The organism is Oceanicaulis alexandrii DSM 11625, assembly GCF_000420265.1.
GTDB classification, from domain to species: Bacteria; Pseudomonadota; Alphaproteobacteria; order Caulobacterales; family Maricaulaceae; genus Oceanicaulis; species Oceanicaulis alexandrii.
Genome location: NZ_ATUP01000001.1, coordinates 1,867,585 through 1,894,253, shown reverse-complemented (window position 1 = coordinate 1,894,253; position 26,669 = coordinate 1,867,585). Strand labels below are relative to the sequence as shown.

Here is a 26,669-nt window from a genome sequence, read left to right as displayed (position 1 = left end):
GCCGCACTGCGCAAACGAGGCGATGCGAAGTCTTGCCGCCATGCGCGAGCCGTCCTATCAGCCTCATCATGAGCGTCCTGACCCTGACCCTGCCTGACCCTGAAGCCAATGCGCGGCTGGGCGCGCGCCTGGCGCGCCTGCTCCAGCCCGGCGACGCTGTCTTGCTCGAAGGCGGCCTGGGCGCGGGTAAAACCACGCTGGCGCGCGGCGTGATCGAAGCGCTGACCGGCGAAAAAGATGCGCCCAGCCCCACCTATACGCTCGTCCAGCCTTATGAGACCGATCAGGGCCTCATGCTGCTGCACGCCGATCTTTACCGGCTTGAAGATCCCGAGGAGCTTGATGAGCTGGGAATAGACGAGGCGCTGGATCATGGCGCCGCCCTGATCGAATGGCCTGACCGCATGGGACGCTGGCGTCCGGCGGACCGGCTTGAGATAGTCCTGACTGAAACCGAGGCCGGCGGGCGCACCGCGCGCCTTGAAGCTTTTGGAAGCTGGGAGACTCGCCTTGGCGGACTTGCAGACTGATCCGCGCGCTGAAGCGCGCGCCGCGTTCATCAAAGCGGCGGGCTGGGGTGATGCAGATGTGCGCGCCTTTCCCGGCGACGCCTCCAGTCGATCCTATTTTCGGCTGAACCGCGGCGACGACACCGCCATGCTCATGGACGCGCCCGGCGGATCAGAAGCCCCCGCCTGCCCGATTGACGCGAGCGAAGAAGAGCGACAGGCGCTGGGCTATAACGCCGTCGCGCGCCTGGCCGGCAACAACACCGCCGCCTTCGCAGCCATTTCCAGCGCCCTGACCGCGCGCGGGTTCTCCGCGCCGCGCATTTTTGAAGCGGATATTGATCAGGGTTTTCTGATCCTCGAGGACCTGACCGACGCCCTGTTCGCGCGCCTGATCCCGAGCGTCGCCCATGAAGGCGCGCTTTATGCGACCGCGGTCGAGGCGCTGGCGGCGATCTATCGCTCGTCGTTCGAGCGCGAACCCACAGCCTTTGGCCATTCGTGGACCCTTCAGGACTATGACGCGCTGGCGCTCAGCGCGGAGACCGAGCTGTTCACCGACTGGTATGCGCCCCATAAGGGCCAGGCCCCGACCGAGGCGGACAAAGCGGATTGGCGCAAAGCCTGGGCGCAGGTCCTGCCCGCCCTGAAAGCCCATGCGCCGGGGCTGGTGCTGCGCGATTACCATGCCGAGAACCTGATCTGGCTGCCGCAGCGCGAGCATGAGGCCAAGGTCGGCCTCTTGGACTTTCAGGACGCGCTGTTCGGCCATCCCGCCTATGATCTGGTCTCCCTGATCGAGGACGCCCGCCGCGATGTGGCGCCCGATCTGGCGACGCCTTTGACCGACCGCTTCTTCAAGGCGGCGGGATTGAGTGATCGCGAGGCGTTCGACGCCTCCGCTGCAGTTCTGGCCGCCCAGCGCAACGCCAAGATCCTGGGGATTTTCGTGCGCCTCGCCCAGCGCGACGGCAAGACGCGGTATCTGGATCTTCTGCCGCGGGTGGAGCGCCATTTTGTGCGCGACCTCGCCCATCCGGTTCTCGCTCCCGTCCGGGCCGCCGCCAGCGCCCTGACACCCGCCCTCTTCGAGAAGGCCTGAGCATGACCCAGCTCCCGACTAGAGCCATGGTGATGGCCGCAGGACTGGGCACCCGCATGCGTCCTTTGACCAATGATCGCTGCAAGGCGCTGGTGGAGCTTGACGGCAAACCGCTGATCGACTGGACGCTCGACAAGCTCGCTCAGGCCGGCGTTGAAACCGCTGTGGTGAATGTCCATCACTTCGCCGACCGGCTGGAGGCGCATCTCGCCTCCCGCAGCTCCCCCAAGATCGTCATTTCCGACGAGCGCGATCAATTGCTGGAAACCGGCGGCGGCCTCGCCAAGGCGGCGCCGCTATTGGGCGACGCGCCCATTTTTGTGGCGAATATCGATTCCGTCTGGCGCGAGACAGAGGGTAAGAGCGAATTGTCCAGGCTCGCCCAAGCCTTTGACCCCGAGCGCATGGACGCCCTGCTCCTGATCACGCCGACCGGGAACACGCTGGGGTTTGACGGGCCGGGTGATTTCTTCATGGGCGAGGACGGGCGACTGACTCGCCGCGGCGAAAGACAGAGCGCCCCTTACGCCTATACCGGCGTTCAGATCCTGCACCCACGCGTGCTCAAGGGGCTGCCGGTCGAGCCGTTCTCCACAAACCTCATCTGGAACACCGCGCTCCAGGCCGGCCGCGTGCATGGTTGTGTGATGGATGCGTTCTGGATGCATGTAGGCGACCCTGACGCGCGTCATGCGGCGGAGAATCGGCTACGCTCACGCGCATGAGCGCTGATCATCTGTTTTCACACCCTTCGCCGCGGGTTTTCACCCTGCCGCCCGCCGCGCCGTTCCTGACAGAGCTGGCGCGCGGGCTGAAACACGCCTTTCCCGATCCTGACGCGCTCAGCCGGGTGACGGTCCTGATCCCGACCCGCCGGGCCGGGCGTGAACTGGCCGAAGCCTTCACCCGCTTGTCGCCCGGCGCAGCGTTGTTGCCGATGATCCGGCCCATCGGGGATGTGGACGCGGACGAGCCGCCGTTTGAACCCGGAGAACTTGCGGACATCGCTCCCGAAGCCGTCTCACCCGCCCGCCGGCGGTTCGAGCTGGCCAGCCTGATCTTGCAAAAGGAACAGGCCGTAGGGCGCTCCATGGGCGCGGGCGGCGCGCTGGCGCTAGCGGATGATCTGGCGCGCCTTCTGGATGATCTCGCCACCGAGGATGTGGACGATCTGGGCGCGTTGACCGAAGAGATCCGCGCCAATCTGCCCGCTCACATGCAGGAAGCCGCGCTGTTTCTGGACATCGTGCTGGAGGCCTGGCCCGCGCGGCTTCAAGAGATTCAGCGTGTGGACCCGGCCCGGCGTCGGTCCTTGCTGCTCAAGGCGCTGGCGACGCGCTGGCGCGAGACCCCGCCCGCAGATCCGGTGATCGCAGCCGGATCCACTGGCTCCATCCCCGCCGCCGCCGAGCTGTTGAGCGCGGTGGCGAGCCTGCCCCAAGGCTGCGTGGTCCTGCCGGGGTTTGCGCGCGATATGGATGAAGACGCCTGGGCGGCCATTGATGACGGCCATCCCCAGCGCGCCATGAAAACCCTGATCGACAGGATTGGCCTTGACCGGAACGATGTCCGGTTCTGGCCCGGCGCCGAGGAAGGTCGCCAGGACGCCCCGCGCGCCCGCGTCATCGCCGAAGCCCTGCGTCCCGCCGAAGCCACGGCGGACTGGCTCCGCCGTGTGGACGATCTCAAAGAAGCCTGGGGCGAGGACGTTTTTGAAACCGCGCTGGACGGGCTGAGCGTCATTGATGCGCCGGCGCCCGCCGAAGAGGCGCGCGCCATTGCGCTCATGCTGCGTGAAACGCTCGAGACGCCGGGCGCACGCGGCGTTCTGGTGACACCTGACCGGAACCTCTCGCGCCGGGTGATCACCGAAATGGCGCGCTTTGGGGTGACGGTGGACGATTCCGCCGGTCAGCCTTTGTCCGACACCCCGTCCGGGGCCTTCCTGATCCGCGTCCTGCAAGCTGCGCTCGATCCCGGGTCAGCGCTGGCCTTCTCGGCCCTCGCCACCTCGCCGCTGTTTGCGCTGGGTGAAGAGCGCGCGCCCCTGCGCGCTGTGCTGGGGGCGATGGAACGGCGCGCCCTGCGCGGTCGCCGTCCGGGCTATAGCTGGATGGCGCTGGCCGGGCATGTACGTGACGCCGCCGGCGATGATGAAGACCGCCGCGACCGTTGGGGCGGTATCGTTGATGCGCTGGCTCAGGCGCTGTCGCCGCTGAGCGCGCTTGAGGGCGCGCACACCATGCGCGCCTGGACCCAGGCGCTGGTTGAAAGCGCTGAAGCGCTGGCGCGCACGGACGATATGGCGGGCGCAGACCGCCTCTGGGCGACGGATGCGGGTGAGAACGCTGCGCTTCTGATGCGCGAATTCATGGAAGAGGCCGAGGCGCTGCCACCGCTGAGCCTGCATGATTTCGCCCGCGCCGTGCTGGAAACGGCGCGCGCCCGTCTGGTCCGGCCCCGCTATGGCGCGCATCCGCGCCTGCAGATCCTGGGACCGCTTGAAGCGCGTCTGGCGGAAGCTGACCGGGTGATCCTGGCCGGGCTCAATGAAGGCGTCTGGCCCGCCGCGCCCAAATCAGATCCCTTCCTCAGCCGCGGCATGCGGATGGCGGCGGGTTTGTCCGCGCCCGAAGAACGCTTCGGCCTGGCCGCCCATGACTTTGCACAATTGGCCTGCGCCCGCGATGTGACGCTGACCCGGTCCGCCAAGCTTGATGGCGCGCCCACGGTCGCCTCGCGCTGGCTATGGCGCCTCAAAACCCTGGCGCGCGGCGCGCTGGGAGAGGCTTCTGAGCAGGCCCTGGTCCCCAGGCACGATTATCTGGCGCTGGCCGAAGCGCTGGACGCCACCACGGCTCACACCTTCATCAAGCCGCCCGAGCCCGCTCCGCCGGTTGAGGCGCGGCCGCGTCAGTTGAGCGTCACCCAGATCGAAACCTGGGTGCGCGATCCCTATTCGATCTTCGCCCGCAAAATCCTGCGCCTCGACAAGCTTGATCCGCTGGACCGTCCCGCTGGCCCGCCCGAACGCGGCACGGCCTATCACGCCGCGCTGGAAACCTGGGTGCGCAGCCTTGGCGACGCCGACACCCTGCCACGCGATGCGCTGGAGCGATTGCTGAAAGAGGGTGAAAACGCGCTCATCCAGGCCGGGTTCAGCGACAATGCGCTGGGCGTCGAGATGAAGCGCTTCGAACGCGTGGCGCAGTACATGATCGTCTTCGAAGAAGAGCGACGCGATTACGGCTTCCTGCCGACCGCTCTTGAAGCGCTGGGCGACATCACGTTCGAGGCGCCCGGCGGTCTGTTCACCCTGACCGCACGCGCCGACCGGATTGATCTCAGGCCCTCGGGCGCGCTCGACATCGTGGATTACAAGACCGGCCAGCCGCCTTCAGCCAAGGAAGTCGCCGCCGGTTTCGCTCCGCAATTGCCGCTGGAGGCCGCGATGGCCGCGCGCGGCGCGTTTGAAGACGCGCCCAGCCACGAGCCGGGCGATCTCATTTATGTGCGTCTGTCCGGCGGGCGCGTGCCCGGCGAGCCCAAATCCATGGTCAGAAACCCTGATGGCGACGATGCGGGCATTCTGGCCGAGCAGGCTTTGGAACGTCTGGTGAAATGGGTGGCGAATTTTGATGATCCACGTCGCACTTATCCCAGCCAGCCAAGGGTGAAATTCATCAATAAATGGGGCGATTACGATCATCTGGCCCGCCGCAAGGAATGGGCGAGCGCGCCCGGCGACGATAACGGAGAGGGAGGCACGTCATGAGCCAGCCCGGATTTGATCCCGCCATCGTCTCAGACGCCAGCGCGGCGCAATCGCTTGCCGCGGACCCGTCCGCCAGCGTCTTTGTCGAAGCAAACGCCGGCTCGGGCAAGACCCGCGTTCTGGTGGACCGGGTGGCGCGCCTGCTGCTCGCAGGCGCCAAGCCTGACCGCATCCTGTGCGTGACCTTCACCAAGGCCGCGGCCGGCGAGATGCAGACTCGCCTGTTTCGCAAGCTGGGCGACTGGTCGACCCTGCCCGATGACGCGCTGACAGCTGAACTGGATGCGCTGGTCACCGAGGGCCAGCGCCCGGAGCTGGCCGAAGCGCGGCGCCTGTTCGCGCGTGCGCTGGAAACGCCCGGCGGATTGAAAATCCAGACCCTGCACGCGTTTTGTGAGCGCCTGTTGCGGCGCTTCCCGCTGGAAGCGGGCCTGCCGCCCGGCTTTGACGTTCAGGATGAGGCGGCTGGCAAAGCGCTGCAGGCCGAAGCGCTGGATGCGCTGTCGGGCCTCGCGCACAAAGACCCTGAAGGCGAAATCGCCCAGGCGATCGCCGCGCTGATCGATAATGCCGGAGCCGACGCCCTGCCAAAGCTCGCCAGCTTCGCCATGTCCAAACGCCATGAAATCAATCAGGCGCTTGCGCAAGCCGGATCGCTGGACGCTTTGCTGGAACAAGCGAGCGCGCTTTTGGGCGTGGACCCCGAGCTTGATGTGGATCAGGTGCTCGCTGAAGCCTGGGCGGACACCGATGTGGGCGCGTTGGAAGCTGCCTTGAGCGCGCTGCAGACCGGCGGGACGAAAACCGATCAGGCCAGCGCGCAAGCGCTGCTGGAAGTGCTCGATGTGGCCGATGAAGACGCCGCCGAAGCCTTTGATTATTATATTGAGTTTCTAACCACCAAGACCGGCGCGCTGAAAAAGCCCAAATCCATCTTCTCCAAGAAGACCGGCGAGAACTACCGTATCCTGGTGACCTTGTTTGGCGATGAAGGGGCGGAGATTCACCGGGTGGGCGATGAAATCCTGCCCAAGCTGGCCGCCGCCGCCGCCAATCGGATGACCCGCGCCGCCTTGCGACTGGCCGAGCGCTTGCTGAGCGATTACCAGGCCCGGCTCAACCGGCTGCGCCGGGTGGACTTCTCAGACCTTGTGGAGCGCGCGCGCCTGCTGCTAACCGATTCCGAGGCGCGGGGCTGGGCGCTCTACAAGCTCGACCAGGGGCTTGATCATGTGCTGGTGGATGAAGCCCAGGACACCGCGCCAGAACAATGGTCGGTGATCAATGCGCTGACCGAGGAATTCTTCGCCGGCGAGGGGGCGCATCTGGACCAGCATCCCGATGCGCTTCAGCGCACGGTGTTCTGCGTCGGCGACGAGAAACAATCGATCTATTCGTTCCAGAACGCCGATCCGCGCGAGTTCCTGGCCCAGCGCCAGCGCCTTCAGACCGAGGCCCGGCTCGCGCGCCTGCGCTTTGAAAGCCCGCCGCTCAACGTCTCTTTCCGCTCCAGCCCCGAAATCCTGGCGGCGGTTGACGCCTGCTTCGCCGCTGAAGCGGCCGCCCTTGGCGCTGAGCGCAAGGATATGGTCGAAGGGCTGGAGACCAAGCTGTTGATGAGCGATCCAGAAACGCTTGAGCGCCGCGATCCGTTGGCGTTTCATCGCTATGACGGCCACCTCGCCGCCCGCGCCAATGCGCCGGGCTGTGTGGAAATCTGGCCGGCGGTCCCCAAGCCCGAAGGCGGTCAGGAGGACGAGCTTGATCTGCGGCCTGTGGACGCCGAGCGCAAGGATTCTGCGCGCAATCAGCTGGCGGAAGCGGTAGCGAGCGAAATCGCCGACATCCTCAAGCGTGGCGACGGGGTGTGGGAAGAAGGCAAGCCCTGGCGATTGCGCCCGGCCCATGCCGGCGACATCATCGTGCTGGTGCGCCGTCGCGGCGGATTGTTTGAAGAGATCATCCGGCGGCTGAAGCTCAAAGACGTGCCGGTGGCCGGCGCCGACCGCATGACCCTGCCCGACCAATTGGTGGTGGAGGATCTCCTCTCTCTCGCCCGCTTTGCGCTCTTGCCCGAAGACGACCTGTCGCTGGCGGAAGTGCTCAAGAGCCCGTTCTTCCATCCGGTGGACACGCCGGCCCCGCCCATTGACGACAACGCCCTGTTTGATCTCAGCCGCAAACCCGGCGCCCGGCTTTGGGACAAGCTGCGCCAGAGCGAGGACCCGCGCTTCGCCGAGGCCCGCAGCGTGCTCGACAAAGCCCGCGCGCGGGTGGAGACCGACGCGCCCTATGCTTTCTTCGCGCGCTTTCTGACCGAAGCCAGCCCCACCGGGGAAAGCCGTCTGGCGCGGCTTTATGCGCGCCTGGGCGAAGAGGCGCGCGATCCGGCGGAAGAGTTTCTCAACCGCGCGCTCGCCCATGAAGTGGAAGGCGCGCCGTCGCTGTCGCGTTTTGTCGCCGAGCTGCAGACCGATGACGCCCAGATCAAGCGCGAGATGGAAGCAGGTCGCGGCGAGGTGCGGGTGATGACCGTGCATGGCGCGAAGGGCCTTGAAGCGCCGATCGTGTTTCTGCCCGACACCACCCAATTGCCCAAGGACCGTTCAGGCGGCCTGTTCGCCCATGAAGAGGCGGGGCTTTTGTGGGCGCCGGACATGAAAACGCCGCCGCCGCTGATGGCGTCCATGGCCGAGCGCAAGGAGCTGGACGCCGATGGCGAATATCAGCGCCTTCTGTACGTGGCGATGACCCGGGCGCGCGATCGCCTGATCGTCTGCGGGCATACCCATGGCGTTGCGGGCAAGGTGGATGCGGGCAGCTGGTATGACCGGTGTCAACGCAACTGGACCGGAGAGGACTGGCGCCCGGTTCGCACGACGCTGGACGCCGTGGCCGAAGAAAACGGCTGGACCGTCAGTGAGGGCCTGCGCTTCGGCGCCGATCCCAAACCGCTGGCGGCGAGCGCAGCGCCAGCGCCCGCCCCGGCCGCACTGCCAGAGTGGGCGACACGGCCGCCGCCGGTTGATCCGGCGCCCGTGCGCTCGGTCGCGCCGTCCCATCTTCTGGGCGAGGAAGAGGACGGGTTTGAGCCCGCCTCCCTGTCTCCCCTGGCGACGGGCGGGCAATCGCGCTTCCGCCGCGGCGAGCTGATCCACAAGCTTCTGCAGACCTTGCCCGATGTCGAGCTTGAGCGTCGGGAAGCGTCAGCCTTGCGGTATCTGGAGACCCAAACCGATCTCAGCGAGAGCCAGCGCCGCGAGATTGCATCGGAAACCCTGCGCGTGATTTCAGACCCGGCCTTCGCCGCCCTGTTCCAGCCCGGCTCTCGCGCCGAGGCCGCCGTCGCGGGCCAGGCGAGGGGTCTGCCAGGCGGCATGGTGATCAATGGCCAGATCGACCGGTTGGTGGTCACTGATCACGAAGTCCTGATCGTGGATTACAAAACCAACCGTCCGCCGCCCACACAGGTAGCGGACGTACCCCGCGCCTATCTGGCGCAAATGGCCGCCTATCGCGCGCTATTGCAGGGACTTCACCCCGACAAGCCGGTGCGCTGCGCCCTACTTTGGACAGATGCGCCGCGTTTGATGGAACTACCCGGAGACCGTCTGGACGCGGTGCTCAGCCGCGCCCGGCGCCCAGCGAATGCTTGACCGCAGCGTTGGGGCTTCCTAGGTCTCCGGTCAACTTCAGACCTGCAGTCGCGCCGATTCCGGGCGGCGGCCGGTTGTTTTAGGTTTTTTGTAAGGAGCAAGGCTCATGGCGACCCAAGCGGTGACCGACGACACGTTTGAATCTGATGTTCTGAAAGCCGACGGCCCGGTGCTGGTCGACTTCTGGGCGGAATGGTGCGGCCCCTGCAAGCAGATCGGCCCGGCGCTCGAAGAGATCGCCGCCGACAAGGCCGGCAAGCTGACCATCGCCAAGGTCAATATCGACGAAAACCCGATGGCCCCCAGCAAATACGGCGTGCGCGGCATCCCCACTCTGCTGATCTTCAAGAACGGCGAAGAAGTCAGCCGCAAGGTCGGCGCCATGGCCAAGTCCAAGATCGAGGAATGGATCAACGAAGCCGTCTAGGCGCTGATCCTTTTCCAAAGACAGAAAACCCCGGAAGCGGCGCTTCCGGGGTTTTTCGTGTCAGGCTTTCGCCATCTCGTCGGCGATCGCTTGCGCCGCCGCGAAGGGATCATCAGCCTGGCTGATGGGTCGTCCGATCACCAGATGCGAGGCGCCCGCCTTCAAGGCGGCTTCAGGCGTCGCCACGCGCACCTGATCGCCCAGCGCCGCGCCCGCCGGACGCACGCCGGGCGTGACGATCAGGAAATCATCAGGCACGCGGGCGCGAATGGCTTCAGCCTCCTGCGGCGAGGCGACGACGCCGTCCAGTCCGCAATCAAGCGCCTGATCCACCCGGCGCATCACCAGATCCCGCGCGCCATAGGCGTACCCCATCTGGGTCAGCATCGGGTCGTCATAAGCGGTCAGAACCGTGACGCCGAGAATCCTGAGATCAGACCCTTCACGCCCCTCCACCGCCGCGCGCATCACGGGCGGTTCGGCGTGGACCGTCAGAAGGTCTGCGCCCGCCTGGGTGATCGAGCGTGTGGCTTTTTCCACGGTGGCCGGGATGTCGTGGAGCTTGAAATCGAGGAACACGTCATGACCGCGCGCCTTCAGCGAGCGGGCCAGATCCATGCCGCCAATGGGCAGAAGCTGGAGGCCGATCTTGTAGTGCGCGCAAGCCTCGCCCAGCACCTCCACCAGCGCTTCCGCGTCTGAAATGGTCGGCAGGTCTAGCGCGGTGATCAGGCGGCGGTCGGTCATGGTCATCCCCGGACAATAAAGGTCGCAGCGACCTAGACCGCTGCGTGCACGTGATCAAGCGTCAGGATGCGGCGTTGGCCTTGGCCTTCGCCACCATGCGTTTTTCCTGCAGGCGCATGATCGCCTGCCCCACCGGGTCAGGCAGCACGCGGGAGACGGCGACGAGGAATTTGTACCAGGCGCCGGGAACGCGCAGCGGCACGCCGCGCTCTACCGCATCATACCCGGAAACGGCGACGTCTTCAGCGGTCAGCATCCAGAAGGAGGGCAGATTGGAGACGGTGGTGCGCGCGCCGTTCACATCGTGAAATTCCGACCAGGTATAACCCGGCGCCACGGCGGTCACATGGACATTGCGGTCCTTGAGCTCGAGCCCGAGCGCTTCGGACACCTTGATCAGAAGGCTTTTCGCGCCCGGATAGAGCGTGCCTGAATAGCGGGTGTGAGCGTTGGCGGCGGGCAGCAGAGCGGACACTGAAGCGATGTTGATGATGCGTCCGAAACCGCGTTCGGCCATGGGCTTGGCGACCAGATGCATCAACTTCAGATAACTGGTGACCATCAACTCCATGAACTCGGCCTGGTCGTCCCAGCTCAGCTCGACAAAGGCCCCCGGACGCCCCACGCCCGCATTGTTGACCAGGGCGTCAACCTGACGGCCCGCATCAGACACCGCCTTGATGATGGCCTCTGGCGCGTCCGGTTTGGAGAGATCCGCAGCGATCACCAGGCTGTCCACGCCGAACTGGGCTTTCAGCTCCTCGGCCATATCCTTCAGCCGGTCTTCGCGACGCGCCACCAGAGCCAGATCCCAGCCCCGACGGGCAAATTCGCGCGCAAAGGCAGCGCCAATGCCGGATGACGCACCGGTAACAAGAGCGAGACGCCGGGCCATGTGATCTCCAATCTGACGATGATGCTTCGATCAGAGAAAGTGACCGTTCCGCCTCGCTCTGTCCAGAACCAAGCCTGCGCCGGTCAGTCCGCACACGCCTGACCGATCAGGGCGCGGGTTTCCTCCACCAGCATCGCCCAGGCGGTCGGAGACAGCGCATGCCCAGCCGCGCCGTATTCGGACGGGGAGCCGGTCTCGCTGTCTTCAAAGATATGATCCACACCCGGAACGATCACGGAGCGGGTCGGCTTGTCGCCGCGCGCGGCCAGCAGAGCGGCCTGGGCGGCTTCGGGCAGGACCTGGAGATCTTTTTCGGCGAACAGCGCCAGCACGGGACCTTCAAACGCAGCGGCCGCCTCGGCCGGGTCACCCTCAAACATCGCCACAGCATAGGGTTGGCCCCACATCGCGCCTTGTTGACGCGCCGCCGCTTCAGGCAGCCCCAGCTCTATCAAGACCGCCTCGATGGCGGCGGGCGCTTCGCCCGGCCCGGCTTGGTCGATGGCCTGAAACACACGGGTCTGAAGCTCGCGGTTCGCCTCCACGGCGTCTTCCCCCTGCCCGGACGCCCGGATCAGGGCTTCAGACTGGTCGTAGAGCAGGGTCGCCATGTCCTGATGCTGACCGGCGAGCGAGATCATGAAGTCGGCCCCCGATTCATTAGCCGCCAGAAGGCCCAGATACCCGCCTTCGGAATGGCCCAGATAACCGACGCAAGAGAGCCCGGTCTCCGCCTGCAGCACCTCCAGCGCGCGAACCGCGTCATCGGCCAGATCAGCGGGGCTCAGGGGCGCCGGGGCGTCAGACGCGCCCACGCCGCGATCATCCAGACGCAGGCTGGCGACCCCGGCCTCAGCCAGCGCATCCGCCACAGCCGCATACACGGGATGACCCGCTATGTTGCCATCGCGATCCTGTGGCCCGGACCCGCTGATCAGAACCAGGCCCGCACGAGGCGCATCCGGGCTCGTCAGCACCCCCTCCAGACGCCCGTCTTCAAGCGCCACTTCGACAACCCGGCCCTCGCCATGAACCGGAGCGATCCGGGCGGACGGCTCATCGCGCGTCTGATCTTCATGGGGCTCAAACACCAAAGGCGCGCTCAATCCGCCTTGATCAAACGTGCCTGAAATCACGCCGTCTTCCAGAACGCCGTCATATTGCAGGGCCATGCCGGGCGTGGAGAAATGAAGCTGATCGCCATTCATCCGCACCACAGACATCGGCACGCGCGCTCCGCCCTGATCCACAGAGATCAGGATCAAGGACGGTTCATCGCCAGACAGGTCGATCTCCAATTCCAGTCGCAAGGGCTGAGCGCCAGCGTCCAGCACCCCGGCCCAGCGCCCGTCAAACGCCGGGTCCGCTGGCGCGAGACTTGCCGTCAATTCGCTGTCTGACTGAGCTTGGGGCGCTGATTGCGCAGGCGGCGCATCACACGCAGCGAGCAGCAACAGGACAGGCAACAGGGCGATAGACGAGCGGCTCATCAGAAGTCTCCTTGTTCTTCACGCCCTATAGTTAGCATTGACGCTAATTAGCGTCTAGGCTAAATAGATCGCATGAGTGATGTCTTTTCCGCCCTGGCCCATCCCGTGCGCCGTGACGTGCTGCGCTTGCTGCGCGACGGCCCGATGACCGCGGGGGATCTGGCAGAGCAGTTTGACGTGGCCAAGCCCACCATGTCGCGACATTTCGCGACCTTGAAAGAGGCTGACCTCATCCAGGCGGAAAAAGTCGGCAACTCCATTCGTTACCGATTGAACGCCAGCGTCGCCGAAGAACTGCTGAGCCTGATGATGAGCTTGCTGCAATCACCCGACACCAAGAAGGAGCTTTGAAATGATCCGCAAAGGTTTTCTGTACGCCTTGCCGCCGATCACGCTCATTTTAGCCCTGTCAATTTGGGGGTGGATCGGCGTCGGAGACGCCACGCAAATCCCGGTTCATTTCGGGATGGACGGCGCCCCTGACCGCATGGGCGGCAAGTTGGAGGGGTTCGTGCTGTTGCCTGCTCTGGCGCTGGCTCTATGCGGCCTGTTCGCCCTGATGCCGCTGATTGATCCGCGCGGCGACAATTTGAGACGATCCGCGCCCGCCGTCCTGACGGCCTGGGCGGGGGTGTTGTGGGTTCTGGCGGCGGCGCAAGCCCTGATCACGCTGACGGCGCTTGATCATCTGCAAACACTGGAGAATCCAGGCGTTCTTGTCGGCTTCGCCAGTACGGTGCTCCTGGCTGTTTTGGGCAATGTGCTGTCCAAGACCCGTCCGAACTGGCTGGTCGGCATCCGCACGCCCTGGACACTCTCCTCTGACAAGTCCTGGGACGTCACCCATCGCTGGGGCGGACGTCTGATGATGCTGGGCGGGTCAATCTCGGCGGCATGTTTTCTGTTCGCGCCCACCCCGGTCGCTTTTGCAGCTCTGGGGGTGACTGTCAGCGTTGTGGTCGGGGTCAGTCTGGCGCTGTCTTACTGGGTCTGGAAAACCGACCCGGACCGGGAGGTCTATTCCGCCGCTTCGGAGTGAGCCTCGTCGAGCCGGTCGCCAAAGATCAGACGCCGCGCCACTTGAGTCGCCGCGTTGAGCGCCTCGCGGTCCTCATCAGAAAACCGAAAGAAGGGCGCGGTGTCCACAATCGCCACGGCGCCGATGGTCAACCCCTCTGGCGACATCAGCGGCAGACCGCAATAGGCGCGCACGAAGGGCGGATCGACGGCTGCCGGATGCGCGCTGAATTCAGGATGGGTGGAGAGGTTCAAGAGTTCGACAGGCGCATTCTCACACACCACCTGGGTGCACATGGACTCATCGAGAGCGACCGCGCACGCATCCAGACCAAACTTGCCGACAAAATGAACCGCCGTGTCGCTGACGAGCGAGATCACGCAGATCGGCGCCTTGAAGGCGAACGCCGTCAGCCGCGCCAGATCATCCAGATCCTCACGGTTCTCGATCCCCTGACGCATCAAGGCTTCGAGCGCGTCCAGGCGGGACGGCTCGGCGATGATGGAACAGCATGGCCCCTTGGGCGCCTCGGTCACATTTGAACTCCTGTATTGTCATACCAGCATGCATGATCAGCCTTGTGAGTCAGTTAAGCGACTGACGCTTTCGCTGCACCGCCGCAGGGTCTAGATTGCCGCCCGTTTGAAACCTCGCACTCCGGGACGCGCCATGAGCCAGAACATCAAGAAAATCGTGCTCGCCTATTCAGGCGGGCTGGACACTTCAGTCATCCTCAAATGGCTGCAGGACGCCTATCAGGCGGAAGTGGTGACCTTCACCGCCGATCTGGGCCAGGGCGAAGAGCTGGAGCCGGCGCGCCGAAAAGCCGAAAAGGCCGGCATCAAGGACATCTTCATTGATGACCTGCGCGAGGAATTCGTGCGCGACTATGTCTATCCCATGGTGCGCGCCAACGCCGTCTATGAAGGCCAGTACCTTCTGGGGACCTCGATCGCCCGGCCGCTGATCTCCAAGCGCCTGGTCGAGATCGCTCACGAAACCGGCGCCGACGCTGTCGCACACGGCGCCACCGGCAAGGGCAATGACCAGGTCCGGTTCGAGCTGGGCGTGGCGGCGCTGGACCCCAGCCTGAAAGTCATCGCCCCGTGGCGCGAATGGGATCTCAACTCGCGCACCAAACTGATCGCCTACGCCGAAGAGAACGGCATTGAAGTGCCGTCCGACAAGCGCGGCGAAGCGCCGTTCTCCGTCGATGCGAATCTGTGGCACACCTCATCTGAAGGCAAGATGCTCGAAGACCCCGCCGAGGAAGCCTTCAACGAGGTCTGCCTGCGCACCTGTCATCCTGAAGACGCGCCCGATCAGCCTGAATACGTCACTATCGGTTTTGAGCGCGGCGATGCGGTCAGCATCAACGGCCAGGCGATGAGCCCGGCGACCATCCTGACCCAACTCAATGATCTGGGCGCCAAGCACGGCATTGGCCGTCTGGATCTGGTGGAGAACCGGTTTGTCGGCATGAAATCGCGCGGCATTTACGAAACGCCCGGCGGGACGATCCTGATGACCGCCCATCGCGGCATCGAACAGCTGACCCTGGATGGCGGCGCCATGCACCTCAAGGACGAGCTGATGCCGAAATACGCCAAGCTTGTCTATAACGGCTTCTGGTTCAGCCCGGAGCGCGAAATGCTCCAGGCCGCGATCGACCACTCCCAGCGCCATGTGTCCGGAGAGGTCCGCCTGAAGCTCTACAAGGGCAATGTGCTTGTGGTCGGCCGGTCGTCGCCCAGCTCGCTCTACTCGCTTGAACACGTTACCTTCGAGGAAGACGATGTGTACGACCAGAAGGACGCGGAAGGCTTTATTCGCCTGAACGCCCTGCGCCTGAAGCTTCTGGCCCAGCGCAAGCACCGCCTGGGCGAAAACGACTAAGGCTGAGGCCTGGAATCGATGCGTCCCCGGTTCCCAGAATCCGGGGACGCACGCGCCAGCAGGTTCAAACGATGCGGTGGAGCGCCCCTCAACGCTCCGCCAGGCATCTACTCCGCCGGCAGGGTCTTGGCGCGGGGCCGCAGCACCGGCGCGATCAGCGCCGTACCGTGATCCACAAACATGCGCAGCGCTTTCTCCATCGGTCCTTGCTTGAACCGGGAGAGCCACAGATTGCACGCCACAATGATGAAACCGCCCGCCGGGATCATCAGCCCCCACAGGGCGACGCGGTCAAAGCGGCCATAAAGCTCCAGCCCGAAGCCGGTGAACAGCCACAGCATCATCAGCGAGCTGCCCATATAGGCGGTCAGCGCCATCTTGCCGACCGGCTCGAAGATCACTTTGCTGACATGAGCAAAGAGCTCAGACCGCATGGCCAGCACGAACCCCGCCAGCATGGCGATGACGATGAAGGGTTTTGAAAAGCGCATCACCGGATGCAGGCTGGCGTCAAAGACAAAGCCGGACAGCGCCGCATGGATCGCCGTGCCCGCAGCCAGCGCCACGCCTGCAGCGCCCGCAATCGAGACGACGCGCACCAGCGTTTGCGAAGAGAGATTGAGCGCGCCCGAGCGCATCAGCCCCAGACCCAGCAGCATATAGCCGCCCGCTTCCGCGATCCGTCCCAGAACCGACGCATTGGTCATCATCATGATCCAGGTCTCAACTGAGGCTTGGACATGGGGCCAATAGCCCTCGGCATGGGCGGCCTGAACCGCCATCATTTCGGCATAGGTCGGGGTTTCAGTGGCGATGTCGCGATAGCCGGCATAGGCCACGACAACCGCCCATCCCACAGCCGCGAAGGCGAACAGATAGCGCGGCGGCAGCCAGGACAGAACCAGCACGCCCATGCCCGCAACCGCATAGATCGCCAGAATATCAGAGGACCAGGCTAGAAGGCTCATATGCACGACGCCCAGCACCAGAAGGCCGATACAGCGCACCAGAAAACCCGCCCGCCGGGTCAGCATGTCGCCGGAGCCGGACAGGATGATCGCCATGGAGGCGCCGAAAAGGCTGGCGAACACGCCGCGCATCACCGCGTCGATAAAGACAGCTTGCGTCCCCCACAGCCCCATCTCCCAAGGCGTCCAGCCCAGAAGACGCGGATCGGAGAACGCGAAATTCGTCCCGCCGGTGGAGGGGAAATGCGCGATCAGCAAACCCAGCACGGCAAAGCCGCGCAGCGCGTCCAGAACCCGAATTCGATCTCGCATTGGCACACCTCCATAAACGCATTCACGTTTTTCGAAGGGTTCTGCAAGGCGGGCGCCAGCGCTTGAAACCTTCACGCACGCCCAAACGCCTCGCGCCCATTGGGCCGAGGGGCGAACGCGGGAAGACCGGTCCGGCTGGATAGTCTGGGGTGAACTTGCGAAAGCGCCGATCCGGCCTTCCCATCGCCTGGCTTCGCCCTGTCACACGCAAGGCGTCGCCGACAGCTTGCGCCGCCTCTCCTCGCCCCAACCGACGGTCGCGATCCGCCCTTCCACAAGCGAGGAGAGGGGCAGGATAGGGCAGGATGACCAGGGGGCGGATAAGTGAGGGGCGTATCTTATCACCCTCTTTCCCGGCGCAGGCCGGGATCCAGTGATCACAGGGCGCCACGTTTCCGGCTCTGGGTCCCGGCCTACGCCGGGAAAGAGAAGCTTGGGGTCTTCTCCTCTCCCCTCAAGGATGGGAGAGGGACGCGCACCCGCGTTTTAATGATTCAAAGAGGGTCGGCGTTACGAAGAAGCCCTACGCCACGCCGCGCGAATGATAGAGCGGCATGTCGTCGTCGAGATCGCGGGCGATGTCGCCGGCGAGGTCAGGCAGCAGCGTGGTCGCCATTTCGTGGCGGATCACGCCCTCGCCGCGCTGACGGCGCCAGTAATTCCAATAGGTCGTGAGGTGGGTCAGCGCCGCCACATCATCCCCGATCCGGCTGAACAGATTCGGCGCTTTGAGCAGCAGCATCCGCATGGCGATGGGGTCGCCGTCATCGAGGAAGGCCGAGACCACGCGGTAATAGTTTTCCCGCCCGGCCTTGAGGTCTTCCCAGCGCAGCCGGACAGAGCGACGGATACGGCTGATCGGCGCCGCCAGCGGGCGGAAAGGCGCGGAGCCGTCTTCCTTTTCCAGCCGCGCCAGATCGCGCAGGAAGCTCGCCAGCTCTTCGGTGATGATGTTCATGCGCCACAGATAATACAGAAGCCCCTTCCAGCCGAAGACGCCGACGGTGAAGTCTTCAGGGTCCATGCGCAGGGCGTTGCGCAAATCCTCGCGTTGGGCGTGGCTCTTGGCGTTAAACAGCACCGCGGCGAGGCGTTCGGGACGTTTGCGCGTGGTGGTCTCGCCCAGGGCTTTCGCGGAGATGTCGGCCATGTGCCGGGCCGCGAACATCTTGAACTCGGCTTCGTCGGCCTTGGCCATGGTGAAATAGCGCGGGTCGAGATCGCGCTCCGGGAACAGGGCTTCCAGCAAGAAGGGATCAAAGGCTGGTGCTGATTTCAGCCGCGACAGCGTGCGCACATCCTCGGTGAATTCTTCTTCATAGAGGTTGCGGTCACGTCCCAGCGCCTCTTCCAGCCAGGCTTCCAGATTGGGCGCCTCGATAAAGGTCCAGAAGGCGCCGGCGCCCGGATCCTTGGGATCAATGGGCATGACCAGCTTGGTCACGATATTGCGACCCGACCGCACCAGAGAGCGCTCATTGCGGCGCAGATTATGCTTGATCAGAAAACAGCGGTTCAGGCCGCGATGGCGAAACAGCGGATTGGGGGTCTGGGCCAGATCGGGGAAACGCTTGTGCAGACCGCACAAATCGAGCACGCGCGGCGTCGAACCGCCCCGCACCAGGTTTTTCAGATCATATGGACGGCGGCTGAACATAAGAGCCGGTCTCCTACCCCACTCAACACGTGAGCATGGGCGGAAAACAGGCCCGCACGCCAGCGAATCCGGGCGGCAGGGTTAATGCCTCAATAAGCCGGTCAGTCGCCGTGTTCAGGCAGGAAAATCTCGCGCTTGCCGGCATGGTCGGCGGGGCCGATCATGCCCTCATCCTCCATGCGCTCGATCAAGGTCGCGGCGCGATTATAGCCGATCTGAAGACGGCGCTGGATATAACTGGTGGACGCCTTGCGGTCGCGCGCGACCACGGCGACGGCCTGATCAAACAGGTCATCGCCGGATCCGCCGCCCACAAGATCCAGCGCGCCCTCACCGCCCTCTTCGTCCAGGTCCTCGGTGACTGCGTCGAGATATTCCGGCGTGCCCTGGGATTTGAGGTAGTTGGCCACATCCTCGACTTCGCGATCCGACACGAAGGGTCCGTGCAGGCGCCGGATGCGGCCCCCGCCCGCCATGTACAGAAGGTCGCCCATGCCCAGAAGCTGTTCAGCGCCCTGCTCGCCCAGAATGGTGCGCGAGTCGATCTTGGAGGTGACCTGATAGCTGATCCGTGTGGGGAAGTTCGCCTTGATCGTGCCGGTGATCACGTCCACGGACGGCCGCTGCGTCGCCATGATCAGGTGGATTCCCGCCGCGCGCGCCATTTGCGCCAGGCGCTGGATCGCGCCCTCGATATCCTTGCCGGCGACCATCATCAGATCCGCCATCTCGTCGATCACCACGACGATATAGGGCATGGGATCAGGCTCGATGATCTCGGTCTCATAGACCGGCTCGCCGCTTTCCTTGTCAAAACCGGTCTGAACGGTGCGGCTGAGCACGTCATTGTCTTCACGCGCCTGACGGGCCTTCTCGTTGAAGCCCTTCATGTTGCGCACGCCGACCTTGGACATTTTCAGATAGCGCGACTCCATTTCGCGCACGGTCCATTTGAGCGCCGCCACCGCCTTTTTCGGATCGATCACCACCGGGCTCAGAAGATGCGGAATGCCGTCATAGACCGACAATTCCAGCATTTTCGGATCGATCATGATCATCCGGCACTCTTCAGGCGGCAGCCGGTACAGAAGCGACAGGATCATCGCGTTCACACCCACCGATTTACCCGAACCGGTGGTGCCCGCGATCAGAAGGTGAGGCATTTTTGCGAGATCGGCGGTGAACGGTTCGCCGCCAATGGTCTCCCCCAGCGCCATGGGCAGCTCCGCCTTGGCGGCCTCGAAATGCTTGGAGGCCAGCAGCGCGCGCAGGAACACCGTCTCGCGATGCTGGTTGGGCAATTCAATCCCGATGGCGTTGCGCCCTGGCACGACCGAGACCCGGCAGGCGACCGCCGCCATGGAGCGGGCGATATCATCGGCCAGATTGATCACGCGGCTGGTTTTCACGCCGGGCGCGGGCTCCAGTTCATACAGCGTCACCACAGGACCTGGGCGCACCTGCACCACTTCGCCCTTCACGCCGAAATCCGCCAGCACGCCCGTCAGAAGCTCCGCGTTCTGGGCCAGGGCGTCGGCATCCACGGTATCCGCACGCGGCGGCGCCGGCGACAGAAGATCCAGGCGCGGCAATTCAAACCCGGAGGAATCGCCGCTGAACGGCAAGGCGCCCTGGGCTTCGCGGGCCTCACGATCCGATTCGCGCACGCTTTTCTTGCGCGCCACCTTCACAGGGCTGGGACGCGCCGGCGCGCCGGTGGCGGTCATGGCCGCGTCGTCATAGTCGTCATCATCCTCATCAACGGGGTCGCGGCTGATGCGCGGCGGCGTGCGCGCCGGCTCTGCGCCGGACCGGCGATCACGCTTGAGAAAGGCCGGCGCGGTTTCCGCACGGCCATCAGGCGAAGCGGGGGTCTGCACCGCAATCTCGCCACGCCCCCAGGCGCGCGGAATGGCGCCCAGAACCTGATCAATCCACACCCGGACCGTCGCCCAGACCAGCTCGGCGGCGTCCCGCGCCGCGGTCAGGTCCCGTACGGTCAGACCAAAGCAGAAAAACACGCCAAACACCGCCAGCGTCAATCCCAGCACGCCCGCGATCACCCGTCCGCCCGGCGCGTTAATCTCGCGGGTCACAGTCTGGATCAGGCCCAGCAAGCCGTCGCCAACCAGACCGCCCAGCCCGGTCGCGAACGGCCAGTTCGCGGGCATGGGCAAAGCCGAAACCGCCATGGCGAATCCACACACGCCCAGAAAGCCCGAGATGATCCGGAAGGCGGACACAGTCTTGGAGCGCCCCCGTGGGCCACGCACCAGCAAGATCAGCCCCCAGCCGGTCAAGGCCAGCGCCGCGGCGGCGCCCGCCCAGCCCGAGATCTGCAGGATGAGATCAGACGTCACGGCGCCCGGCTCGCCCATCCAGTTCGTCGCCGCACGTCCAGTGGCCGCATTCAGGCTGGGGTCCAGCGGGTTATGGCTCAGCATGGACACGATCACGAACGCACCCAGCGCGGTCATGACAGCGCCGATCAACGCGGTGCGGACACGCGCGATCAGCCCGGGCTTGCGTCGCACCGGGGTGTCGGAATCCAGAGAGGGATCGGCCGCCATGGTCATGGCCTCCAGACTGCCTCAAAGAGTCTTCCCGACGGGTTAATCCCCGTTAACCGACAACAGTTTTTACGGGATGGGCAGCGCCAGGATCACCGGCGAACGCCGCGGCCCGTCAGGCGTCGCGCCATCGGCCGGAAACTGGTCCCAGGGCGCATCCGCATTCACAAACAGGCGATCATCCGCGATCCGCGCCGTGGTCGGTTCGTCCAGGCGTCCATCCCCTGTCAGCACAGGCTCAAGCCCGACAAGCTGGTTTGCCGTATCAAACACCAGTTCAAAAACACCCGCAGGCGCCGCGCCATTGCGCACCACGAACAAGCGCCCCAGTCGGTCGGCCACCAGGCCGTCCATCCCGATCAGGCTGGTCCCGTCCGGGCTCGGCTGCAAATGCGCGACCCGGCTGACCGGATCAATGCGCCATAACCCCAAGGCGTAATCGACCACCCACAATGCGCCCCGCGCCTGCGCCAGGCCTTGCAGAGATGCAAAGCGCGCATCTTCGGCATAAAGCTCAAGCTCCGCGCGGGGACCGTTGAGGCGGTAAATCCGCCCGGCGTCGGCATCAGAGACGAACACCACCCCATCGCGCACGGTCAGATCGCCCATGCGCTCCGCGCCCTCAATCGTATGGCGCTCAATCAGCTCCCCGGTTTCAAGGTCCAGCACAAGCAAGGCTGTGCCAGGCTGCTCGCCCTCAGCGAGCGGGGTCTGCTCCACCACGCCCTCAACCGCATAGAGCCGACCATGCCGCCGGTCCGCTGCGAGCCCGAAGATCGAGCCAATGGGCTCATCCTCGCCCGCGAACACTTCAAAGTCATCGGGCGCAAACGGTTCGACGCGAAAGATGCGGCGCTCCGCGACGCCGCCCAGATACAGGCGCTCGGTCTCGTTATCGACCGCCAGCGCTTCGATCAGAGCGTTGGGCAGGGCGGGGTTCGCCACCTGCACCGCCTGACCGACAGGCGCAGCGTTCTCAGCGAGCGCCTCGCGTATGGCGTTCAATCGCTCAGGATCAGCGGCTTCAAGCTGCGCCAGATTACGAACCGCCGCCTCGAGGTCATAGCTGAGACCTGCGCGAGCGATGGTTTCAAGCGCCTCGAACTGATGATCTGTCCGCCCGGCCATGGCGCCCAGCAGCACCGCATTGTTCAGCAATCCCGGATGGCCGGGCTGCAGCTCCAGCGCCGCCGCATTCATGCGATGCGCGGTTTCGAAATCCTCGATCTGGGCCGCAGCCCGCATCTCTTCACGGAGCAGAGCTGACAGATCGAGCGCGGATCGCGATTGAGCCAAGGCGGAGGCCGAAGCGCCCAGAACCAGGGCGGAGGCGGCGAGACAGGAGAGTAGCGCTTTCATCAAAACACTTTGCCCAATCGTGAAAGGCGCCAGCAAGGCGGTAAAGCGGCAAGAGGGTGCAAAACCGCACGCCAAAGACCCCGATACAGTCCTAGGCGGGCTTGATCATCAAGGCTTCAAGCGCCTTGCGGCCCTCTTCGGGGATCGGAGCGGGCTTTTTCCCGTCGGTGTTCACCAGAACAGATTCGCTCGCGCCGATGCACTGCCCCTTCTGAAACAGACCCTGGCCGATCGTGTAGCTGGACCCGCCAATGCGCAAAATGCCGGACCCCACCACCAGCTCGCCAGGATAAAACGCCTCGTCCAGATACGCGATATGAACATCCGCGATCACCATGCGCATCTTGTTGGCCTTGCGCAGATCGAGTGAGAACGCCTGGCGGTTCAGCGCGCCGCGCGCTTCTTCATAAAACGCGCCAATCGCCACATTGTTGATATGCCCCAGCGGATCGAGATCCTGAAACCGACTGGGGACGGAAACCACCGAGGGATATGTTTCGAGTTTCAGGCGGTACGCGTCAGGCTTCATGATGATCTTCCGGGATCTGAGTGTGCTGCAGTGCGTTATGCCGTGAGCCACCGGTCTTGAAAAGCCGCACGCCCTGAAAACTGGAAGGGTCTTTAACCCATCGGGCTTCGAGGCGTAGAGTGCCGGCATGATCGAATTTCTGACCGACCCCGCCGTCTGGGCCTCCTTCGCCACGCTCGCCTTTCTCGAAATCGTGCTGGGCGTGGACAACATCATTTTCGTGGCGGTCATGGCCGAGCGCCTGCCCGAACATCAACGCGCCATGGCGCGGCGGCTGGGCCTTTTGCTCGCCCTGGGCTTTCGCATCGCCATGCTGGCGGGGCTGGTCTGGATTGCGCGCCTGTCTCAACCTGTCTTCGAACTCTTTGACCACGGGTTCAGCTGGCGCGACCTCCTTATGCTGGGCGGCGGGGGGTTCCTGCTCGCGAAATCCACGCTGGAAATCCACCATGATGTGGAAGGCGAAAGCGAAAGCCATGGTGGCGGGGCGTCCGGTCTCTTGCCCATGGTGATCGTACAGATCGCACTGATCGACATCGTCTTTTCACTCGACAGCGTGATCACGGCGGTGGGCCTGACCGACCGGCTGCCCATCATGATCGCCGCCGTGATGCTGGCGATTTTAGTGATGATCCTCGCCGCTGACAGCGTCGCCGCCTTCATCGCGCGCCACCCGACCACGAAAATGCTGGCGCTGTCCTTCCTGCTGCTGGTGGGCGTGGCGTTGGTTGCGGACGGGCTCGGCTTTCATATTCCGCGCGGCTACATCTATTTCGCCATCGCCTTTTCCCTGCTGGTGGAAGTGCTCAACATCCTCGCCCGGCGTAATCGCAAACCTCATGGGTGAAGACTTGCGCCCAAGCGGGTTGAAGGCTATCGCCAGCCCATGACCCAAGCGCAAAAGCCCAGAAAAAAGTCCGCCAAACGCCGCCCGCCCGGACTGAACAGGGAACAGGCCGAAGAGCTGTTCGCACGTCTGGCCGATGATCGCCCCGAGCCGCAGACCGAACTCAATTACTCAAACCCGTTCACGCTGGTGGTCGCCGTCGCCTTGTCGGCGCAAGCCACCGATGTGGGCGTCAACAAAGCCACCGACAAGCTGTTCAAGGTCGCGGACACGCCTGAAAAAATGTTGGCTCTGGGCGAAGAGGGCCTGCGCGAGCACATCAAGACGATCGGCCTGTTCCGCAACAAGGCCAAGAACGTCATCGCCCTGTCCAAAATGATCCTGGAAGAGTTTGGCGGCGAAGTGCCGCAAACCCGTGATGAATTGATCCGCCTGCCCGGCGTGGGGCGCAAGACGGCGAATGTCGTGCTCAACGAAGCCTTCGGCCAGCACACCATCGCGGTGGATACTCATATCTTCCGCGTCAGCAACCGCACCCGTCTGGCGCCGGGCAAGACGCCCGACGAGGTGGAGGAGCGCCTGGAGCGCATCACCCCGCCGCAATATCTCAAAGGCGCCCATCACTGGCTGATCCTGCACGGGCGCTATGTGTGCAAGGCGCGCAAGCCTGAATGCTGGCGCTGCGCCATCGCCGACATCTGCAAGTTCAAGGACAAGACGCCCGCGCCTTGAGTGAGGAGGAAGCCTGTCGGCTTCCGATCCTCGCTTCGCTGCGGACGCGGGATTGCTTCTGTTGTCCCTCGCCTCCGCTCGGTCGATCCTCGCTTCGCTGCGGGCGGCCTTTGGCCTTGCGAGCCTTGCAGGCTCGTTAACGCCAGCATGAACAAGTTGCCTCCCCGAACCGGAGGTTCGCAAGCGCGACCGCGCGTCCGAAGCTTTAGCGAGGATCGACCGAGCGGAGGCGAGGGAGAACCAGAAAAGTCCCCTACTCCGCCGCCAGAGCCTCCGGCTTGGCGCGCCCGCCGCTCCAGCTTTCATGGCGCAGGGCGCGGCCCAGGGGCGTTCGGCCTGCTGCAGGGGTGAAATCACCCTGCGCATAGACAGGCTCGCCGGCCACCAGCACAGCGCTCACAACGCCATCGGAGCGATTGACCATCTGCTCATGGCCGTAATCCTCGCGCCAGATGAACCTGCTGCCCGCTTCGGAATCATAGCGCGCCAGCGCCTCGGGGTTGACGACGGTCACATCGGCGCAATCACCGATATCGATCCGGCCCGCCTTGACGCCCAGAAAGTCCGCCGGCTCCCGCGTCAGGCGCCGGATCTGGCTCGCCACGCGCTCCAGACCCTCGTCCTGGGCCAGTTTCAACGCTCGCAGATTGCCGTCATAGAAGGCCATATTCGTGATGTGAGCGCCGGAATCGTTGAACCCGGGCAAGGTCAGCGGATGGTTGATCAGCTCCCGGATGGTCTCGGGGTCGCGATTGGCGGAGACCGTCCACCAGCGCAAACCCAGATCAAACGCTTCAAACAGCGCCAGAACGAAGCCCGCTTCTTTCGCGGCGGTTTCGGGCAAGCGTTCAAAAACGCTCTGCTCATCATGGGTGCGGGCGAAGGCTGGGTCGACGCGCCAGGCGCGGTAGCGATCAAAGACCTGCTGGAAGCTCTCGCCTGTCCAGATTTCCGGACCGCCTGAATGAAAGATCATCTGATCGAAATCGCGGTCGAACGCCAGGCTCTCCATTTTCATCATGCGCTTGAGACGGGCAGGCCCGAATCCGGTCTTGCCGGTCATCCACATTTTCGAAAAACGCGCCTGGAACGCTTTGTCTCTCAACAGCGCCTTGCGCCCGGCCACATCTTCGAGATCCAGCTCGTTCAGCTCGCGCAGCGCCGGCACTTCTTCGGCCAGAGGGTTGATGGGCCCGTCCCAGAACACCTTGAACGGCGCGGCCAAAGCCTGAAACCGGAAATGGCCCTTCAGAAGTGGCGAATTGAACAAATGACTCAGGATCATCGCCAGCTTTTTCAGCGACCGGTTCGCCGCCACGTCCAGCGCCGCCACCGCCGTCACCTTCAGCGGCCGACCATACAAGCGCCCAGAGGTCAGAAGGAAATTACGGAACACCGCCAGAGGCTTGTCCTTGGGCGGCGTCGCCTGCCAGATCCGGTCATTGCGCCGCAAGATCGCCGTCAGGCGCTTGAGTTCCTTATACTGACCAAACTGCGACGGGATTTTCACCCGGCGATTGGGGTCTTCAGACAGGAAATGGAAGGGCAGGGAATCGGTTGAGAAGCCGACATAGCCTTCCGTCACCGCCTGTTCGAGCAGGTCTTCCATTTCGCGCAAATCCGCCTCGCCGGCGGTGCGGCTGACCGAGCCGTTCAGCCCCATCACCTGGGCGCGCAGCATGGAATGGGGGATGAGCGGGATGACATTGCAGCCGAGCGGCAAGTCATCAAGATGAGAGAAATAGCCTGCAGACGTGGTCCAACTGGCGCGCTCGGCGACCTTGCGCAAGACCGGTTTGGGCATGTTCTCGACCCGGGCGAAGCAATCCACCAGCGGGTCTTCGCCATTGCGGCGTTGATTGCCATACGCGAGACCCAGCGAACAGTTCGACATCAAAACGGTGGTGGTGCCATGGCGCACCACTTCGCGCAGGGCCGGATCAAACTCCACTTCAAGATCAAGATGGGTGTGGATGTCCAGCAAGCCCGGCATCACCCATTCGCCATGCGCCTCGATAACCGTTTCGGCTTGTGTCCGATCCAGATCAGGCCCACGCGCCGCTATGCGGCCGTCTTTGATGGCGATGTCCTCGACGACCGGAGCGACTCCGGTTCCATCAAACACCAGCCCACCGGCAATCACCCTGTCCCATTGATGGGTCATGGCGCTCCTCCCATAA

The 26,669-nt window shown here is 64.3% G+C and carries 21 protein-coding genes; 11 read left to right on the top strand and 10 right to left on the bottom strand.

Annotation, left to right across the window (positions count from 1 at the left end; all coding sequences use genetic code 11):
* Positions 1–68 precede the first annotated feature (68 nt).
* The 6 genes from tsaE to trxA all read left to right on the top strand — a co-directional run bounded on the left by tsaE (position 69) and on the right by trxA (position 9,469).
* Complete coding sequence (tsaE, locus tag G405_RS0109125) at positions 69–530, top strand: tRNA (adenosine(37)-N6)-threonylcarbamoyltransferase complex ATPase subunit type 1 TsaE (RefSeq protein ID WP_022701209.1); 462 nt, start codon at positions 69–71, stop codon at positions 528–530.
* Positions 511–1,611, top strand: coding sequence for an aminoglycoside phosphotransferase family protein (locus G405_RS0109120; protein ID WP_022701208.1), 1,101 nt, complete (start codon positions 511–513; stop codon positions 1,609–1,611). Before tsaE ends, G405_RS0109120 begins: the two co-directional genes overlap by 20 nt.
* A 2-nt stretch (positions 1,612–1,613) precedes the next feature.
* Positions 1,614–2,336 carry a nucleotidyltransferase family protein gene (locus tag G405_RS0109115; protein WP_022701207.1) on the top strand — a complete coding sequence of 241 codons (723 nt, stop codon included), beginning with the start codon at positions 1,614–1,616 and terminating at the stop codon, positions 2,334–2,336.
* Entirely contained in the window at positions 2,333–5,386 is a 3,054-nt protein-coding gene (gene addB, locus G405_RS0109110; protein WP_022701206.1) for a double-strand break repair protein AddB, read from the top strand. Before G405_RS0109115 ends, addB begins: the two co-directional genes overlap by 4 nt.
* The gene (gene addA, locus G405_RS0109105) at positions 5,383–9,042 is read left to right on the top strand and encodes a double-strand break repair helicase AddA (RefSeq protein WP_022701205.1); all 3,660 of its coding nucleotides are present in this window, start codon (positions 5,383–5,385) and stop codon (positions 9,040–9,042) included. The genes addB and addA overlap by 4 nt, the downstream gene beginning before the upstream one ends.
* Positions 9,043–9,148: 106 nt before the next feature.
* Positions 9,149–9,469 (top strand): thioredoxin TrxA, encoded by a 321-nt coding sequence (gene trxA / locus G405_RS0109100; protein ID WP_022701204.1) that lies wholly within the window; start codon positions 9,149–9,151, stop codon positions 9,467–9,469.
* A 60-nt stretch (positions 9,470–9,529) separates the two neighbouring features.
* Here the strand turns inward: trxA and pyrF are convergent, their stop codons facing one another.
* The 3 genes from pyrF to G405_RS16550 all read right to left on the bottom strand — a co-directional run bounded on the left by pyrF (position 9,530) and on the right by G405_RS16550 (position 12,601).
* Positions 9,530–10,216 (bottom strand): orotidine-5'-phosphate decarboxylase, encoded by a 687-nt coding sequence (gene pyrF / locus G405_RS0109095; protein ID WP_156861444.1) that lies wholly within the window; start codon positions 10,214–10,216, stop codon positions 9,530–9,532.
* A gap of 61 nt (positions 10,217–10,277) precedes the next feature.
* A complete protein-coding gene (locus G405_RS0109090) occupies positions 10,278–11,111 on the bottom strand; it encodes an SDR family NAD(P)-dependent oxidoreductase (protein ID WP_022701202.1) in 834 nt (277 codons plus the stop codon).
* 83 nt (positions 11,112–11,194) lie between these two features.
* Positions 11,195–12,601 carry an alpha/beta hydrolase family protein gene (locus G405_RS16550; RefSeq protein ID WP_022701201.1) on the bottom strand — a complete coding sequence of 469 codons (1,407 nt, stop codon included), beginning with the start codon at positions 12,599–12,601 and terminating at the stop codon, positions 11,195–11,197.
* Positions 12,602–12,673: 72 nt separating this feature from the next.
* Between G405_RS16550 and G405_RS0109070 the strand changes: the two genes are divergently transcribed.
* Both G405_RS0109070 and G405_RS0109065 read left to right on the top strand, forming a co-directional pair.
* A complete protein-coding gene (locus tag G405_RS0109070) occupies positions 12,674–12,952 on the top strand; it encodes an autorepressor SdpR family transcription factor (protein ID WP_022701200.1) in 279 nt (92 codons plus the stop codon).
* 1 nt (position 12,953) lies between these two features.
* Positions 12,954–13,640 (top strand): SdpI family protein, encoded by a 687-nt coding sequence (locus tag G405_RS0109065; RefSeq protein WP_022701199.1) that lies wholly within the window; start codon positions 12,954–12,956, stop codon positions 13,638–13,640.
* Here the strand turns inward: G405_RS0109065 and G405_RS0109060 are convergent.
* Entirely contained in the window at positions 13,619–14,155 is a 537-nt protein-coding gene (locus G405_RS0109060; RefSeq protein ID WP_022701198.1) for a GAF domain-containing protein, read from the bottom strand. The two genes, G405_RS0109065 and G405_RS0109060, sit on opposite strands and share 22 nt — an antisense overlap.
* A gap of 133 nt (positions 14,156–14,288) precedes the next feature.
* Here G405_RS0109060 and G405_RS0109055 point away from each other — a divergent pair, with 133 nt between their 5' ends.
* A complete protein-coding gene (locus tag G405_RS0109055; RefSeq protein WP_022701197.1) occupies positions 14,289–15,515 on the top strand; it encodes an argininosuccinate synthase in 1,227 nt (408 codons plus the stop codon).
* A gap of 107 nt (positions 15,516–15,622) precedes the next feature.
* Here G405_RS0109055 and G405_RS0109050 read toward each other — a convergent pair whose 3' ends face one another.
* The 5 genes from G405_RS0109050 to G405_RS0109030 all read right to left on the bottom strand — a co-directional run bounded on the left by G405_RS0109050 (position 15,623) and on the right by G405_RS0109030 (position 22,910).
* A complete protein-coding gene (locus G405_RS0109050; RefSeq protein ID WP_022701196.1) occupies positions 15,623–16,795 on the bottom strand; it encodes a DUF418 domain-containing protein in 1,173 nt (390 codons plus the stop codon).
* A gap of 523 nt (positions 16,796–17,318) precedes the next feature.
* Positions 17,319–18,452, bottom strand: coding sequence for a hypothetical protein (locus tag G405_RS0109045; RefSeq protein ID WP_022701195.1), 1,134 nt, complete (start codon positions 18,450–18,452; stop codon positions 17,319–17,321).
* Between the two features lie 101 nt (positions 18,453–18,553).
* Entirely contained in the window at positions 18,554–21,028 is a 2,475-nt protein-coding gene (locus G405_RS0109040; protein WP_022701194.1) for an FtsK/SpoIIIE family DNA translocase, read from the bottom strand.
* 63 nt (positions 21,029–21,091) lie between these two features.
* Positions 21,092–22,381, bottom strand: coding sequence for an NHL repeat-containing protein (locus tag G405_RS0109035; protein WP_022701193.1), 1,290 nt, complete (start codon positions 22,379–22,381; stop codon positions 21,092–21,094).
* Positions 22,382–22,472: 91 nt separating this feature from the next.
* Positions 22,473–22,910: an acyl-CoA thioesterase gene (locus G405_RS0109030; RefSeq protein WP_160093120.1), complete on the bottom strand. Its 438-nt coding sequence runs from the start codon at positions 22,908–22,910 to the stop codon at positions 22,473–22,475.
* Positions 22,911–23,037: 127 nt separating this feature from the next.
* On the opposite strand from G405_RS0109030, the gene G405_RS0109025 reads away from it, so the two are divergent.
* Positions 23,038–23,757 (top strand): TerC family protein, encoded by a 720-nt coding sequence (locus tag G405_RS0109025; protein WP_022701191.1) that lies wholly within the window; start codon positions 23,038–23,040, stop codon positions 23,755–23,757.
* A gap of 39 nt (positions 23,758–23,796) precedes the next feature.
* Positions 23,797–24,489 carry an endonuclease III gene (nth, locus tag G405_RS0109020; protein WP_022701190.1) on the top strand — a complete coding sequence of 231 codons (693 nt, stop codon included), beginning with the start codon at positions 23,797–23,799 and terminating at the stop codon, positions 24,487–24,489.
* Positions 24,490–24,742: 253 nt separating this feature from the next.
* Here the strand turns inward: nth and G405_RS0109015 are convergent, their stop codons facing one another.
* On the bottom strand, positions 24,743–26,653 hold the full coding sequence (locus G405_RS0109015) for an N-acyl-D-amino-acid deacylase family protein (RefSeq protein WP_022701189.1): 1,911 nt from the start codon (positions 26,651–26,653) through the stop codon (positions 24,743–24,745).
* Between the last annotated feature and the right edge of the window lie 16 nt (positions 26,654–26,669).

Bases quoted from the DNA above. Each gene is read 5' to 3' on its own strand.
- tsaE (WP_022701209.1), top strand. From the start codon at position 69: ATGAGCGTCCTGACCCTGACCCTGCCTGACCCTGAAGCCAATGCGCGG.
- G405_RS0109115 (WP_022701207.1), top strand. From the start codon at position 1,614: ATGACCCAGCTCCCGACTAGAGCCATGGTGATGGCCGCAGGACTGGGC.
- addB (WP_022701206.1), top strand. From the start codon at position 2,333: ATGAGCGCTGATCATCTGTTTTCACACCCTTCGCCGCGGGTTTTCACC.
- addA (WP_022701205.1), top strand. From the start codon at position 5,383: ATGAGCCAGCCCGGATTTGATCCCGCCATCGTCTCAGACGCCAGCGCG.
- trxA (WP_022701204.1), top strand. From the start codon at position 9,149: ATGGCGACCCAAGCGGTGACCGACGACACGTTTGAATCTGATGTTCTG.
- pyrF (WP_156861444.1), bottom strand. From the start codon at position 10,216: ATGACCGACCGCCGCCTGATCACCGCGCTAGACCTGCCGACCATTTCA.
- G405_RS0109090 (WP_022701202.1), bottom strand. From the start codon at position 11,111: ATGGCCCGGCGTCTCGCTCTTGTTACCGGTGCGTCATCCGGCATTGGC.
- G405_RS16550 (WP_022701201.1), bottom strand. From the start codon at position 12,601: ATGAGCCGCTCGTCTATCGCCCTGTTGCCTGTCCTGTTGCTGCTCGCT.
- G405_RS0109070 (WP_022701200.1), top strand. From the start codon at position 12,674: ATGAGTGATGTCTTTTCCGCCCTGGCCCATCCCGTGCGCCGTGACGTG.
- G405_RS0109065 (WP_022701199.1), top strand. From the start codon at position 12,954: ATGATCCGCAAAGGTTTTCTGTACGCCTTGCCGCCGATCACGCTCATT.
- G405_RS0109055 (WP_022701197.1), top strand. From the start codon at position 14,289: ATGAGCCAGAACATCAAGAAAATCGTGCTCGCCTATTCAGGCGGGCTG.
- G405_RS0109050 (WP_022701196.1), bottom strand. From the start codon at position 16,795: ATGCGAGATCGAATTCGGGTTCTGGACGCGCTGCGCGGCTTTGCCGTG.
- G405_RS0109045 (WP_022701195.1), bottom strand. From the start codon at position 18,452: ATGTTCAGCCGCCGTCCATATGATCTGAAAAACCTGGTGCGGGGCGGT.
- G405_RS0109040 (WP_022701194.1), bottom strand. From the start codon at position 21,028: ATGACCATGGCGGCCGATCCCTCTCTGGATTCCGACACCCCGGTGCGA.
- G405_RS0109035 (WP_022701193.1), bottom strand. From the start codon at position 22,381: ATGAAAGCGCTACTCTCCTGTCTCGCCGCCTCCGCCCTGGTTCTGGGC.
- G405_RS0109030 (WP_160093120.1), bottom strand. From the start codon at position 22,910: ATGAAGCCTGACGCGTACCGCCTGAAACTCGAAACATATCCCTCGGTG.
- G405_RS0109025 (WP_022701191.1), top strand. From the start codon at position 23,038: ATGATCGAATTTCTGACCGACCCCGCCGTCTGGGCCTCCTTCGCCACG.
- nth (WP_022701190.1), top strand. From the start codon at position 23,797: ATGACCCAAGCGCAAAAGCCCAGAAAAAAGTCCGCCAAACGCCGCCCG.
- G405_RS0109015 (WP_022701189.1), bottom strand. From the start codon at position 26,653: ATGACCCATCAATGGGACAGGGTGATTGCCGGTGGGCTGGTGTTTGAT.